This window comes from Gemmatimonadaceae bacterium, assembly GCA_020852815.1.
GTDB lineage: Bacteria > Gemmatimonadota > Gemmatimonadetes > Gemmatimonadales > Gemmatimonadaceae > SCN-70-22.
The window spans coordinates 128,088-142,704 of sequence record JADZAN010000024.1; the positions used below are offsets into that span (position 1 = coordinate 128,088).

Here is a 14,617-nt window from a genome sequence, read left to right on the forward strand (position 1 = left end):
ATCATCGCCTTCCGGAGTCCGCGTGTCACCCTCCGACCGCTTCCGCCGCTGGATCCGACTCCCCGCGCGCCGAGCCACCATCCGCGCCGATGTCGACGCCGAGATCGCCCATCACCTCGACGCCACCGAGCGCGAACTCGTGGCGCGGGGAATGTCGCCCGAAGACGCACGGCGCGAGGCGCGCAGTCGCTTTGGCGACATCGACGACGTACGCGAAACGCTCGGTAACCTCGATCGGCACGGGGAGCGACGCCGCTCGCTCGGCGACTTCTGGCGCGGGTGGGGGCAGGACCTCGCGCGATCCGTGCATTCGCTCCGGCGAGAACCGGGCTTCGCCGCGGTCGTCGCGGTCACGCTCGCCCTGGGCCTGGGCGGGAACGCGACAATGTTCCGCGTCCTCGACCGCGTCCTCCTGCGCCCCGCGCCGCACGTGCGCGATGACGGATCGCTCTCACTCCTCTACTTCCAGCGCGAATCGCCCGAGTTCGGCCGCGTCACGTCGACCAGCCAGAGTTATCCCGTTTTCGCCGAGATGCGCCGTCGATTGGGCGCCGGCACCGAGCTCGCCGCGTGGTGGACATCGCCGGCCACGTCGGGTCACGGCGCCGATGCGCGCAGCATCGAGGTCAACTACGTCACCCCCAACTTCTTCGACGTGCTCGGTGTGGGCCCGTGGCAGGGGCGCGTCTTCGGGAACGGTGACTGGAAGGCGGAGGGAGAGCCCGGCGTTGTCCTCACGAACAGCTTCGCGATGTCCCGCTTTGGCTCGGGTGCTGCCGCCATCGGGAAGACGCTCGAGATCGACGGCGGCACCTTCACCGTCATAGGTATCGCCCCGCCCGGTTTCGTTGGCCCCATCCTGCGCCATGTCGACCTCTTCGCCACCATGCAGTCCGGGGTGGAACGGATCGGCGCGAACTGGGAGACCAACCGCGACATGCGCTGGCTCCAGATGGTAGTGCGCCGTGCGCCGGGAGTGGCTCCAGAACAGCTTGGCGCAGTTGCCACGGCCGCCGCACGCGACATCGCTCGCGCGCTCGTCAAGTCCGACACGGCGGCAACCGTCATCGCCGGCTCCATCATCCCCGCCAAGCGACCCAACGGCAACCGCAGCGTCCAGGTCACGGTCTGGCTCTCGGGTGTCACGTTGCTGGTGCTCTTAGTCGCCTGCGCGAACGTGGCGAACCTGATGCTCGCCCGTACCATTCGCCGGCGGCGCGAGCTGGCCGTACACCTCGCGCTCGGCGTTTCGCGCGCGCGAGTGACGCGGATGCTCCTCACCGAATCGGTCATCCTGGGGATTCTGGCGGCGGGGCTCGCCATAGTCTTCGCGACATGGGGGGATGGGATACTGCGCAGCACGCTCTTGCAGGACATGCCGTGGGAAGGTGGGGCGATTGATACGCGCACGGCGGGCTTTGTTGCGCTCCTGGCGCTTGTGGCGGCGACGCTCGCCGGCGCCGTCCCTGCCTTTGTCGCCGCCCACACACCGCTCCTGGAATCTCTCAAGACGGGGGCGCGGGACGGGGGAGGGCGGCGCGGACTGCTGCGGAGCGCCCTGGTTGTGGTCCAAGGGACCCTCTCCGTCATGCTCCTGGTGGGGGCCGGGTTGTTCGTGCGCTCGTTCCAGCGCGCATCGTCGCTCGACCTCGGCTTTTCCCCCGCGAACGTCTTCGTCGCCTCGCCCGAGCTGGGGTCAATCGCCCGGACGCCCGAAGAGCTGGAGGGGCGATGGCGCGCGCTGGAGCAGGATGTGCGCGCCCTTCCGGGCGTGGTGAGCGTCGCGCAGAGCATCACCGTCCCCTTCGAGTCGCAATGGACCAAGCCCATCGTCGCCAACGGTGACACCGTGGCGCCAATGAAGGGGGGCGGACCCTACGCGAACGGCGTGAGCCCGGACTACTTCGCGACGATGGCCACCTCGATCCGGCGGGGTCGCGCGTTCACTGCCGCCGACCGCAAAGGGTCTCCCCCCGTCGTCCTCGTCAATGAACAGATGGCCGCGCATCTCTGGCCCGGGCGGGATGCCTTGGGCCAGTGCGTGGAGATGGAAGAGACTCGAGGGTGCGTGACCGTCGTTGGCATTGTGGCGGACCAGCGCATCGAGCAGCTCGCCGGCGACGCGCCGGCGCACTACTACCAGCCGATCGGGCAGTGGTCGGCGGAATGGCGCGCGCTGCTGGTGCGGGTCGCCGAAGATGGCGGGGCAAACGCCAACGACATTCGGCGAGCGATCATCGCGCGAGAGAGTGCCCTTCCGTTCGTCCCAGTGCGCGAGCTGTCGTCCATCATCGACGAGCAACTGCAGCCGTGGCGGCTAGGGGCGACGCTTTTCGCCCTGTTCGGAGCCCTGGGACTCGTCGTCGCCGCGCTCGGCCTGTACAGCGTCATCGCCCACGACGTTGCCCAGCGCGGGCACGAGATTGGTGTTCGCCTGGCACTCGGCGCCCGCCGGACCGACGTCGCGCGGCTGGTGGTGCGTCGCGGAATTCGCCAGGCGCTGGCCGGCGTGGCGGCGGGACTGGTGCTGGCGGCGGTGGTGAGCCGTCGCTTCGCCGAGCTGCTGTTCCGGACGTCGCCGGGGGATCCCGCGGTTTACGGGGGGGTGGCGCTCATCCTCCTGGTGGTTGCGCTCGCTGCGACGCTCCTGCCGGCGCGCCGGGCGTCGCGTGTGGAGCCGGTGGAGGCGCTGCGGGGGGAGTGAAGTTAGGCCCCCCTCAATTTGGGGTCAGAGTCACCGAGAATTTGGTTCGGTGACTCTGACCCCAAATTGAGGTGCGCCTAATTCATTCACGCTTCATCTGCGGAACCCACCCCCCCGCGCCGCTACTTTGTGGCATATGCGCGCCCTGGTCATCGTCGTTCGACTCCTCCCGCTCTTCGTCTCGGTGCTCCGCGACGTGCGGCGGTGGATCTGGTGGGGGGCGCCGGCGGTGCGAGATGCGGCGTTCCACGAGCGGCGCGCGCTGCACCTCCTGGAGACCATCACCGCACTCGGTCCCACCTTCGTGAAGATGGCGCAGATCTTCGCGTCGCGGGCCGACCTCGTTCCCGAACCCTACGTCTCGCGCCTGACGTCGCTCCAGGACTGCGTGAAGCCCGTGCCCACGCCGGCCATCCGCGCCGAGGTGGAACGCGCGTTCGGGACGCGCATCGGGGAGCTGTTCGAGCGCTTCGACGACGCGCCGATTGCCGCTGCCTCGTTAGGCCAGGTGCACCGGGCGCGCTACCGGGGCGAGGAGATCGTGGTCAAGGTCCTGCGCCCCGGCGTGGAGCAGCTCGTCGCCAAGGACCTGAGCGTCGCGGTCCCGCTCACGCGATGGCTGGCGCGGCGCTTCCCTAACGCGCACATGCGCAACGCGCGCACGGTGATCGAGGAGTACTCGTCGAAGATCGGCGAGGAGATGGACCTCATCCTCGAGGCGTCGTATGCGCGGCGCGTGCGAGACAACTTTGCCGGCCACCGCAAGGTCGCCATCCCGCGCGTGATCGAGACACTCGTCACGCGCCGCGTGCTGGGGCTCGAGTACATGGCGGGGGTGCGCATCGATCGCGTCGAGGTGCAACCGGGGGGCCAGGCGCACGACCCGCGCGGCGTGGTGAGCATCGTCATGGAGCTGTACCTCCAGATGATGCTCATCGACGGGCTCTTTCACGCCGACCCGCACCCCGGCAACCTCCTCTTTTCACCTGACGGGAAGGTCGTCCTTCTCGATTTCGGGATGGTAGTCGATGTGCCGCGCGAGCTGCGCTGGCACCTCGTGACGACGGTCTTCGCCGCGATCCGCCGCGACACCGACGGCGTCATCGCCGGCTTCGAGCGCATGGGCTTCGTCGAGCCCGGCTCCGACATGATGAAGATCCGCGAGCTGGCCGACGCGCTGATGAAGCTCGCCTACGAGAAGACGACAACGCAGGAGCGCATCGCGCTGCTCGCCGACCAGGTGATGGCGGTGATCTACGACTTCCCCATCCGCCTGCCGAGCGAGATGGTCTACTTTGCCCGCACCGCCGCGCTCATCGAGGGGTTGGGGACGCGCTACGACGCGCGCTTCAACGCGATCATGTTTGCCTCGCCCATTGCCGTGCGCATGCGCTCGCGCATCATGGCGTCGCTGAGCGACGAGGCGGGGAAGAGCCCGGTCGACATGGCGACGGTGGTGGGTGCCGCGTTAGGCCATGCGGCGGGGCTGGCGGTGAAGGCGGGGCGGGAGTTCCTTTCGCGCCTTTTCGCGGCGGCGCCGGGCGGGGCCGGGGCGACGGTGCGCGATCTGGTGCCGGTGGTGCCGATCGAGACGCGGCGCGGAAGCGGATTGCCGTCAGTTGCAAACAGCAGTCGTCAGGAGCCACCTGCTCCCCCGTTGCCCGAGCGGACGCTCGCTGCCGGTGATTAGACACCGGTCCGGGTCGTGACCAGCGATCAAGCCGCGTCGCCCACGTCGTGGTCGTTCCGCGGGGCACCCGTGATGTCGCGCTCCGTGATGTTCGGCATCATCCTCATGATCCTCGCCGAATCAGTGGCGGTGCACGCCCTGGTCTACGCGCGCTGGCCGATGGCGTCGCTCGCGCTCGTGGCCTGCAACGTCCTCACGGTGTGGTGGATCTCGCGGGAGGGGAGCGCCGAGTCGCGCATTACGCTGTTCGCCGATCGCCTGGAGGTGCGGCATGGGCGCTCGACGCGGGCTGACTTTCCGCTGGCGATCGTTGGAGATGTGCGCGTCCCTACGTGGCAGGAGGTTCCGCAGGCGGGGACGGTGGGGTACCGCGCGCTGTCCGGCGGCGACGATCCCAACGTCCTGCTCACGTTCGAGGCGCCGGTGTCGTTGCGGCTGGCCATGGGGGCCCGGCGGGGCGTGCGGGTGCTGGGGTTGCGCCTGGAGTCGCCGGAGGACTTCGTATCGGCGGTGCAGCGCGCACGAGGCTGAACGTGTCGGTCGCCGTTCCTTTCGGGGTCGGCGTCCACCGTGAAGACCGATGCGAGCCGGAAATGGGGTCATCCCCAATTGGGGTCAGAGTCACCGAGAATTTGGTTCGGTGACTCTGACCCCAATTGGGGATGACCCCAACTTGATCGGTGAACTATTTCGCCACCACCCGCGGCGACGGCGTCCGCATCCGCACCAAAATCCCCGACGCCCGCCGGCTCGCGATCGACCCCTTCGGCGACCACCGCCGCGGACTCGGCAGCACCGCCGCCAATCGCGCCGACTCCTCACGCGTCAGCCCCTTCGCCGACTTCCGGAAATGTGTCCGCGCCGCCATCTCGGCCCCGAACACCCCATCCCCCCACTCAGCCAGGTTGAGATACAGGTCGAGGATCCGCTCCTTCGACAGGCACAGCTCCAGCACCACCGTGAACCACGCCTCCAGCCCCTTCCGCACGTAGCTCCGCCCCTCCCACAGAAAGAGGTTCTTCGCCACCTGCTGCGTGATGGTCGACGCGCCGCGCAGCCGCCGCCCGCGCCTGGCACGCTCCAGTGCATTCTCGATCTCCTCGAAGTCGAAACCGTTGTGCAGGTAGAAGCGATCGTCCTCCGACGCCAGCACGGCTCGCCGCAGGTTGTTCGAGATCGCATCGTGCCCCACCACGTCGCGCCTGGGGTAGACGGGGCGCTTTCCCTCGAACAGGCGCTGCACCGCACGCCGCAACATCACGGTCGTGGTGAACGGCTGGACAAAGTTGAGCGGGAGGACGAGGACAAACGGCCCCGCGACGACCAGCAGGGTGCCGAGAAGCGCCCATCGCCGCGCGCGCTGCCAGATCGATCGCTTGGGGCCGGTAGCCATAGCGGCGGGAAAGCTCCAGACCCACCACGCCCTCAGCAAGTCCCGCGACGTGACACGACCGCCTCCTCGGGGTACACTCGGGGTACGGTCGAACCGCGATATACGATCCCCCGGCACCTCCATTCCCCCGCACTTCATCGAACCCGTCATGCGCTTCCCGCGCCTCGCCGTCTCCGCGCATTCCGCGATCTCCGCGCTCGCCGCGCGCTCCGCGCTCGCCACGCGCTCTGCCCTCCACACGCTTCCCGCGCTCGCCCTCATCAGCGCAGCGCTCCCCGTCAACATCGCGCACGCGCAGCGTGTGCGCCCCGGTATCGAAGTCCTCGTCACCGACTCGATTCACCTCATCAAGGGGAAGCGCGTCGGCCTCATCACCAACCACACCGGCCTCGGCACGACGGGCAAGACGTCGATCGACATCCTCTACAACACGCCGGGCGTGAAGCTCACGGCGCTGTATGGTCCCGAACACGGGATTCGTGGCGTCGCACGCGCCGGCGACCACATTGCCTCCACCGTCGACTCGGCGACCGGGGTCCCGGTCTACTCGCTCTACGGCGAGACGCGCGTCCCGACGCCGGAGATGCTCAAGGACGTGGACGTCCTTGTCTTCGACATCCAGGAAGTCGGCGCGCGCTTCTATACCTACCAGTGGACGATGGCGCTCAGCGCCGAGGCGGCGAAGGGGAAGAAGTTCATCGTCGCCGACCGCCCCAACCTGGTGCGTGCCGACATCTTCGAGGGGAACGTGCTCGACCCAAAGTACCGCTCGTTCGTCGGCTGGTATCCGGTCTCGACGCGCTACGGGCTCACGGTGGGTGAGCTGGCGCGCTACCTCGTGGGGACGGGCGAGCTCAAGGCCGACATCACGGTGGCCCCGATGCAGAACTACCGGCGCAACATGTGGTGGAACGAGACGGGACTGGGCTGGGTGAATCCCTCGCCCAACATCCGCTCCGGCGATGCGGCGGTGCTGTATACGGGGACCTGCTACTTCGAGGGGACGAACATCAATGAAGGGCGCGGGATGACGCAGCCGTTCCAGATGATCGGCGCCCCCTACCTCACCGATGCCGGTGCGATTGCCAAGGCGATGAACGCGATGAAGCTCCCCGGCGTCGTCTTCGACTCCACGTCACAGGCGGTGGAGAAGGGGTACAAGCACGGCGGGCTCACGGTCCCGGTGATCGTGATGGTGGTGAGCGACCGCGACAAGGTGAAGCCGCAGCAGGTGGGGCTCATGCTCATGCGCGAGATCTACAAGCGCCATCCGAAGGAATTCCAGTGGCGCACGTCGTCGATCGATCGCCTGGCCGGCGGCCCGCGCGTGCGCGAGGCGGTGGAGAAGGAGGGAGGGGTGGAGGCGCTCCTCCCGGTCATGGAGCGTGAGGCCAGGGAGTTCGAGGCCAGGACCCGGCCGTTCTGGATCTACAAGTAGGCAGCAGGACGTTGCGCCTGGCGACCTCGCGCCGCCAGGCGCCTCAACGCGCCGTAAGGCGCCTCAACGCGCCGTCAGGCTACTCCAGCCGCAAAGCTTCGGTGGGAGCCACGCGTGCCGCCCGCAGGGCGGGGATCGTCATCGCCACCACCGAGGCCACGAGGACGAGCGTCGCCACGGCGAGGTAGGTGACCGGGTCGCTTCGCGTGACGCCGAAGAGGAGCCCCGTGACCAGCCGCGAGGCTGCGGCGGCGCCCAGCAGCCCGAGGGCGGTCCCGGTCGCCGCCAGCCACACCCCGCCGCGCACCACCAGCCCCGCGGCGTCGCCACGCGTGGCACCCAGCGCCAGGCGAATCCCGATCTCGCGCCGGCGCTGCGACGTGGAGTAGCTCAGCACCCCGTGAATGCCGACCAGCGCCAGCAGCAGCGTGAGCGCGGCGAACGCCCCCAGCACCACGGTGGTGAAGCGGCGCGAACCTAACGAGGCCTGCAGCGTCTCGCGCAGCGGCTCGACGCCGTGGATGGCCAGTTGCGGGTCCACCGCCCAGATGACGCGTTGCACCTGGGGGGCCAGTTCGGACAGGCTGCGCGTACTGCGCACCAGAAGCGCGCCCGACACCACCGGCGCCTGCGCCACCGAGGCGTACACGGCCGGCGGCGCCACTTCGGCCGGTCCGCGCACGTGCTCATCGCCGACCACGCCCACGATGCGCCGCGTGATCCCCCAGAAGCGGATGTCCTGCCCCAGCGGATCGCGCCCCTCGAAGTAGCGGCGCGCGGCCGCCTCGTTGATCACCGCCACCAGCGGGGCGCGCGCGTCGTCGCCATCGCCTAACGATCGCCCGCGGCGCAGCGTGCCATGCATCGTCGCCAGGTAACCGGGCGTCACCTGGCGCACGGAAATCTCCGGCCAGTTGCGAGCCTCCGCCTCGCGCCCCACCACCACGAACGAGTTGGTGAAGCCGGCGTCGAGCGGATGCGACGAGGCGATGGCGGCAGCCTCCACACCGGGAATGCCGCGCACGCGCTGCAGCACCTCGCGCGTAAAGGCGTGCGTGGCCGGCCAGTCGGGGAAGCGCTTGATGTCCTGCGGATAGCGCGCGGCGGGCAGGGTGAACTCGGCCTTGAGCACGCCGTCGGCGTCAAAGCCGGGATCCACCCGCAGCACGGACCAGACGCTGCGCAGCATCAGCCCCGCGCACAGCACCAGCATCACCGACATCGCCAGCTCGCCCACCACCAGCCCCTCACGCAGGCGACGGCGGGTGACCCCGTGGCTGGTGCCGCGCCCCTCGCCCTTGAGCGTGTCGTTCACGTCGACCTTGAGCGCCTGCCACGTGGGGAGGAGCCCGAAGGCGAGTCCCACCAGCACCGACGTCGCCAGCGTGGCCAGGAGCACCGGCGCGTCGATCTGCACTGCATCCACCCGCGGCACATCGCTGGGAAGGAACGGGATGAGCGCACGCAGCGCCGCCCAGGCGAGCGCGACCCCCAACGTTCCCCCAACCATCGACAGCAGCAACGATTCGACGAGGAATTGTTGCCCCAAACGCGAGAAGCTGGCGCCCAGCGCCGCGCGCACCGCCACCTCGCGCGCACGCGCGGCACCGCGCGCCAGGAGCAGGTTGGCCACGTTGACGCAGGCCACGAGGAGCACCAGCGCCACCGCGGCGAGCAGGAGGTAGATGACGGGACGCACCGGGGCGAAGACCACGTCCTCCAGCGATTCGAGCAACACGCCGCGCCCGGTGTTGGAGCGGTAGTCCTTCTCCAGCCGAGCGGCGACGCGCGTGAATTCGTCGCTTGCCGTGGCGAGCGACGCACGATCGGAGAGGCGCCCCACCATGAAGAACGGGTGCGTGTCGCGCGGATACGACGCCTCGCTGGCCTGCATCGGGATCCACGCGTCCACGTCGCCTACGCCCGAGTACGGGCCGTGATACGCCGCGCGCGCGTGCACCTGGTCCACGGCAAAGTCGGCACCCGCGGGGACGATGCCGATCACCTGGCGCGGGGCATCGTCGAGGCGAATGGTCGTGCCGACAACCGCAGGATTGCCGCCGAAGCGTGCGCGCCAGAATCGCTCGCCGAGGACGACAACGGGCGCCGCACCGGGGACATCATCGGTAGCGGCCATGCTGCGGCCGTGCAGCGTCCCGACGCCCATCAACGCGAAGTAGCCGTGCGTCACCGCCATCGTGGCGAGGCGCTGCGGCTCGCCGCGCGCCGGCGTGAAGTTCGACTCCAGCCCGGTGAACGCGGCCATCGACGCCATCGTGCGCGACTCGGCGGCAAAGTCCACGTAGTCGGGCCACGACCCCGGCTCACGCGTGGTCCCGCTCACGCGGTCGGTTTCCCACACGATTACCAGTCGATCGGCGGCGGGAAACGGGAGCGGGCGGCGGAGCACGCCATCAAAGACGCTGAACAGCGCCGTGTTGGCGCCGATGCCAAGGGCGAGCGTGATGACCGCGGCCAGCGCAAAGCCGGGGGAGTGTTGCAGCTGACGAAGCGCATACCGCACGTCGCGTGCGACCGTCGCGAACGGTTCGCCGCCGCGTGCGTCGCGGGCCTGCTCGCGCACCTGCTGCGCGCCGCCGAACGCGAGGCGCGCGCGACGCCAGGCTTCGTCGCGGGGCACCCCCTGTCGTTCGAAGCGCGCCGCCGACATCTCGAGATGGAACTGCGCCTCGTCCACATGCTCGCGGTCGCGCCGCGCGCCAGCGAGCACACCAGCGAGCGCCGCAACGAGCGCCCCGCGCAGTCGCACCCACCAGTCGGTGAAGGGAGTCATGGCAGGGCACCGTTCCACGCCAGGATCGCATTCACCGCCGCGGACGAGCGCTTCCACCCCCCGTGCTCGGCCACCAGGCGCCGGCGCCCGGCGGCGGTGAGCTCGTAATAGCGCGCCCTCCGGTTGCTCTCCGTGGTGCGCCACTCCGAACGAATCCACCCACCGCGCGTGAGGCGCTCCAGCGCGGGGTAGAGCGACCCCTGGTTCACCTGGAAGACCTGCTCCGACAGTTGCTCGATGCGCTGCGTGATCCCCCACCCGTGCATCGGTTCGAGGGAGATGATCTTGAGGACGAGCAGCTCCAGCGTCCCCTGCAGCATCCCGGTGCGTTCGTCGGCCATGACGTCTCCTCTCGATAGTCGAGAGAAGCGTAGGAGCCCTCCTCTCGACCGTCAAGAGAAGTGGGGACGAGACGACGGTGCGGGGCGACGAAACCCGGCCTGCGGCGCGCCCGTACGAACGGCCATGTCGTTCATGGAAGCGATTCGCCTGGCCGTTGCCCAGATCCGCGCGCAGAAGCTCAAGAGCTTCTTCACGCTGTTCGGGGTGTCGATCGGCGTCATGTTCCTCATCGCCGTCGTCTCCATCGTCGACGGGATGGGGCGGTACATGGAAGATGACCTCGTCGGGAAGCTGATCACCAAGAACTCGTTCGAGCTGCGGCGCCAGCCCAACATCAACATCGGCGACGTGGACGAATCGGAGTGGCGCTCGTGGCGCGTGCGCCCGCGCATCACCGAGGACGACGTCGAGCCGGTGACCAGTGCGCTCCCGCCCGACGTGCGCTGGTCATACGACGGGCAGGATGCGCTGACGGTGGAGTCGCGGTATGCCAACCCGCGCAAGGTCTTCGTGCAATGCGTGGACGGGCAGTGGTTCGAGATCAAGAACATGGGGTTGCAGGAGGGACGGCTCCCCACGCTGCAGGAGTACGACCTCGGGACGCCGGTGGCGATCATCGGCGAGGAGGCGCGCAAGCACTTCTTCCCGAGTGTCTCGCCGATCGGGCGCGAGGTGAAGATCGGCGGCATTCCCTACACGGTGATCGGGATCGCCGAGAAGCAGGGGAGCGCCTTCGGCATCTCGATGGACAAGTTCGTGATCGTCCCCTACAAGACGCCAGCGCATCGCCTGGTGAATCGCTACAAGGTGATTGACGGGATCACGATCCAGGCGAACAGCGAGACGCAGCTGGCGGCGACGATGGAGATCGTGCGGCAGGTGATGCGGGTGCGGCACAAGCTGCGCCCGGGCCAGCCGGACGACTTTTCGATGCAGACGGCCGATGCCGCGCTCGCCTTCTGGAAGAAGATCCAGGGGTTCCTGGTGATGGCGGGAATCGCGCTGCCGGCGATCGGGCTCCTCGTGGGGTCGATCGTGATCATGAACATCATGCTGGTGGCGGTGGCGGAGCGGACGCGGGAGATCGGGGTGCGCAAGGCGTTAGGCGCCAAGCGCCGCGACATCATGTCGCAGTTCATCGCCGAGTCGACGACGCTGGCGCTGATTGGCGCCGCCTTCGGGATTGCCGCCGGCTTCGGGTTGGCCAAGCTCATCGCCGCCTTCTCGCCGCTGCCGGCGGCGGTGGCGCCTTGGTCGGTGATCCTCGGCGTGACGGTGGGGGCCGGTGTCGGGATCATCTCCGGCGTGTACCCGGCCAGCCGGGCGTCGCGCCTGGACCCGGTGGCCGCGCTGCGGCAGGAATAGGAGGCGCGCATGGCCATCCGCGACCGCGTGACCTCGCTGAGCGAGGGGGTCCTCATTGCCGTCGACGCGCTGCGCGCCAATCGCGTGCGCGCCGCGCTCACCATTCTGGGGATCGCCATCGGCGTCTTCGTGGTGGTGGTGATGTCGGCGGCCATCCAGGGAATCAACGACAGCGTGGCGAAGGAGTTCGAGCGTGCCGGACCGACGACCTTCTTCGTCAACCGCTTCCCGATCTCGCTCGAGGGGTGCAGCGACGCCGACGACGACAGTTGCAAGTGGCGCAGCAACCCGCCGTTGCGCCTGACGGAAGCGGCCGCCATCAAGCGCCTCCCCTCCATCGAGGACATCACCATCTCCACCGGCGCCTCGGCGTCGGCCAAGTACGGCGACCGCCTTCTGTCGAGCATGCGCGTGGTGGCCTATACCGCCAACTGGCTCGAGGTCGAGGGCGGCGACGTGGTGCAGGGGCGCACCTTCACGCCGGGCGAGGAAACCAACGGCGCCCGCGTGGTGGTCATCAACGAGACCGCCGCCCAGCGCCTCTTCACCGGCGTCGACCCCATCGGGAAGGTGCTCCTGCTCAGCAAGTCGCCCTTCCAGGTCATCGGCATCTACAAGAGCCCCGGTGACTTCATGAGCGAGCCGAGCCCGCGCGCCTACGTCCCGTTCAGCGCCGGGCGCCGCTACCTCAACCTGTGGATCGACTGGATCGACTTCACCGTGAAGCCCCGCATCGGCGTCACGCGCGACGAGGCGATCGACGACGTCGTGGCCACCATTCGCGGGCTGCGCGGGCTGCGCCCGGGAAACCCCGAGAACTTCGCCGTCATCACGCAGGACAAGCTGTTCGAGACCTGGGGAAAGCTCACCGGGATCTTCTTCCTCGTGATGATCGTGCTTTCGGGGATCGGCCTCATCGTGGGTGGCGTGGGGGTGGTGGCGATCATGATGATCTCCGTCACCGAGCGCACGCGCGAGATCGGGGTGCGCAAGGCGTTAGGCGCCACGCGCGGCGTGATCCTCTGGCAGTTCCTCATCGAGGCCGCCACCCTCACCGCCATCGGCGCCGTCATCGGCCTCGTGGTGGGGTGGAGCGTCGCCGCCATCATTCGCAACGCCACGCCGTTGCAGGCGACGGTGCAACCCATGGCCATCGCCGTTGCATTCCTCGCCAGCTCACTCACGGGGATACTCTTCGGGCTGTTTCCCGCGTCGCGGGCGGCGAAGCTGGATCCGATCGAGGCGTTGAGGTATGAGTAGAAGACGAGAGGACGAGAAGACGAGAAGACGAGAGCGACCGTGCGCGACTTTAAGAGGATTCGCGCGAAGGCCGTGAACGGAGAAGCGGCGCCCCTCGGGGCGCCGCTTCTCGTCTTCTCGTCTTCTCGTCCTCTCGTCTTCTGCCCCTACGAGGCCTTAGCCACCGGCGCATTCCCCGTCGGCATCTGCTCCGCCGCCCACTGCACCGACTCGCGATAGATCCCGGGGAGCGCGGCGGGGTCGAACTTGATCAGCTCGGCCGCCTCGGCCGCCGATTCCCACAGCCCCAGCTCGTACGACTCCACCACGGTCAGCGGCCCCGCCAGCGGCCCGCTACGGTCGAGGAGCGCGGCGCGAACGTCGTCGGCCAGGCTCACGCGCTCCAGCACTTCGTTCATCGGCATGCGGAAGACGGCGTCGAGGACGGAGAAGAGCCCGATGAGGAAGAGCGTCCCCTTGTCGAAGCGCGTCTGCGGCGTCGCCATCAGCTCGCAGAAGCGCGCGCGTTGCACGGCCTGGCGCACGAGTTCGTCGTCGGTGCCGCGCTTGCCCGTGCGCGCCGTCGCCGAGGCCAGCGCCAGCCAGCGCACCACGTTGTTGCGCCCCACCAGGCGCAGCGCATGGCCGATCGACGTGATCCCCCGCCCGCCTAACGCGGCTGAGTTCACGATGCGCAGCAGCTGGTAGGTGATGCCCGGGTCGGACGAGATCACCGCCTCCAGCTCTCGCTCCGGCGTGTTAGGGTCGCGCGCCAGCGACAGGAGGCGCAGCGCCGCCGCGGTGCTCCCCGGCAGCTCGGCCGACGGGAGCGGCTCGGGACGCGAGAAGTGCGGGCCCTGGAACCCCTCGAACCCCAGCGACAGGCACGCCTTGTACAGCTTCAGGTCGAGGACGTGATCGGCAATGGCGCGCTTGCCCTGCCGCTTGAGCGCCGAGACCATCGGCCCCAGCGTCGCCGGATTCTGGCAGCGCAGGTCGACACGCACCGCCTTGGCGTGCGCCAGGTACGTCAGAATCGGTGCCCCCGGCGTCTTCGGAAGCTCGAACTCGTCCAGGACGATGGTCACCCCGCGCCTGGCCAGCTCGGCGACGGCTTCCACCAGCGCACCATCGGCCGGGAGGTCGGGGGGGAGGAGGACAACCAGCGACCCGGGATCGGGCGCCTCGAAGATCCGCCCCTCCAACTGCTGCTGGCTGGCGCGCACGTACGCGGGAAGCCCCCCGCGCAAGAATTCGAACGACCCGCTCAGGTAGCTGCGAGCGAACGGGTCGCCCCCGTCCTCTGGATCGCGAAAACGCAGCTCGTATCCGACGGCCGAGTCGGATCGATCGAAGACGGGCTGGCGTACGAGGAAGATTTCGGACATGAAGAGAGGGCGGAGCGTGCCTCATCGAGTATCGACCGGCAGCACGTCGTCCTGCAGCGTTGGAAACGGCGCGCCCACGGCTCCCCGGGGTTCCCGGGCGATGGTTACCGCGACGGTCTGCTGGCCCCTCAGCCAGGCCTGGCACGACAGGGCTGGCGAAGCGAGGCTCCTTTCATGATGCTGAATCGTCAGTACAGCAGAGGTTTGATCTTCCGAGACTATCGACGGAACGCCTGCTGACTCCGCTCGCGCGATCGACGAGCC

The 14,617-nt window shown here is 68.7% G+C and carries 10 protein-coding genes; 6 read left to right on the forward strand and 4 right to left on the reverse strand.

All coding sequences use genetic code 11. The annotated features are described in order from the left end of the window. Window positions 1–22: 22 nt before the first annotated feature. From IT359_13785 to IT359_13795, 3 genes are all read left to right on the forward strand, one after another. Complete coding sequence (locus tag IT359_13785; GenBank protein ID MCC6930049.1) at window positions 23–2,704, forward strand: ABC transporter permease; 2,682 nt, start codon at window positions 23–25, stop codon at window positions 2,702–2,704. A gap of 136 nt (window positions 2,705–2,840) precedes the next feature. After that, window positions 2,841–4,394, forward strand: coding sequence for an AarF/ABC1/UbiB kinase family protein (locus tag IT359_13790; protein MCC6930050.1), 1,554 nt, complete (start codon window positions 2,841–2,843; stop codon window positions 4,392–4,394). Window positions 4,395–4,409: 15 nt separating this feature from the next. After that, complete coding sequence (locus tag IT359_13795; GenBank protein MCC6930051.1) at window positions 4,410–4,925, forward strand: hypothetical protein; 516 nt, start codon at window positions 4,410–4,412, stop codon at window positions 4,923–4,925. A 154-nt stretch (window positions 4,926–5,079) separates the two neighbouring features. Here the strand turns inward: IT359_13795 and mtgA are convergent, their stop codons facing one another. After that, window positions 5,080–5,787 (reverse strand): monofunctional biosynthetic peptidoglycan transglycosylase, encoded by a 708-nt coding sequence (gene mtgA, locus IT359_13800; GenBank protein MCC6930052.1) that lies wholly within the window; start codon window positions 5,785–5,787, stop codon window positions 5,080–5,082. Between the two features lie 148 nt (window positions 5,788–5,935). Between mtgA and IT359_13805 the strand changes: the two genes are divergently transcribed. Beyond that, window positions 5,936–7,225: a DUF1343 domain-containing protein gene (locus IT359_13805; GenBank protein MCC6930053.1), complete on the forward strand. Its 1,290-nt coding sequence runs from the start codon at window positions 5,936–5,938 to the stop codon at window positions 7,223–7,225. A gap of 79 nt (window positions 7,226–7,304) precedes the next feature. On the opposite strand, the gene IT359_13810 is transcribed toward IT359_13805, so the two are convergent. Continuing rightward, a complete protein-coding gene (locus IT359_13810; protein MCC6930054.1) occupies window positions 7,305–10,019 on the reverse strand; it encodes an ABC transporter permease in 2,715 nt (904 codons plus the stop codon). Further along, complete coding sequence (locus tag IT359_13815) at window positions 10,016–10,360, reverse strand: PadR family transcriptional regulator (GenBank protein ID MCC6930055.1); 345 nt, start codon at window positions 10,358–10,360, stop codon at window positions 10,016–10,018. Before IT359_13815 ends, IT359_13810 begins: the two co-directional genes overlap by 4 nt. Before the next feature lie 124 nt (window positions 10,361–10,484). On the opposite strand from IT359_13815, the gene IT359_13820 reads away from it, so the two are divergent. Together IT359_13820 and IT359_13825 are read left to right on the forward strand one after the other, a co-directional pair. Then, entirely contained in the window at window positions 10,485–11,726 is a 1,242-nt protein-coding gene (locus IT359_13820) for an ABC transporter permease (protein MCC6930056.1), read from the forward strand. Between the two features lie 9 nt (window positions 11,727–11,735). Further along, complete coding sequence (locus IT359_13825; GenBank protein MCC6930057.1) at window positions 11,736–12,986, forward strand: ABC transporter permease; 1,251 nt, start codon at window positions 11,736–11,738, stop codon at window positions 12,984–12,986. A 146-nt stretch (window positions 12,987–13,132) separates the two neighbouring features. Here the strand turns inward: IT359_13825 and IT359_13830 are convergent, their stop codons facing one another. Continuing rightward, on the reverse strand, window positions 13,133–14,353 hold the full coding sequence (locus IT359_13830; GenBank protein MCC6930058.1) for an HDOD domain-containing protein: 1,221 nt from the start codon (window positions 14,351–14,353) through the stop codon (window positions 13,133–13,135). Between the last annotated feature and the right edge of the window lie 264 nt (window positions 14,354–14,617).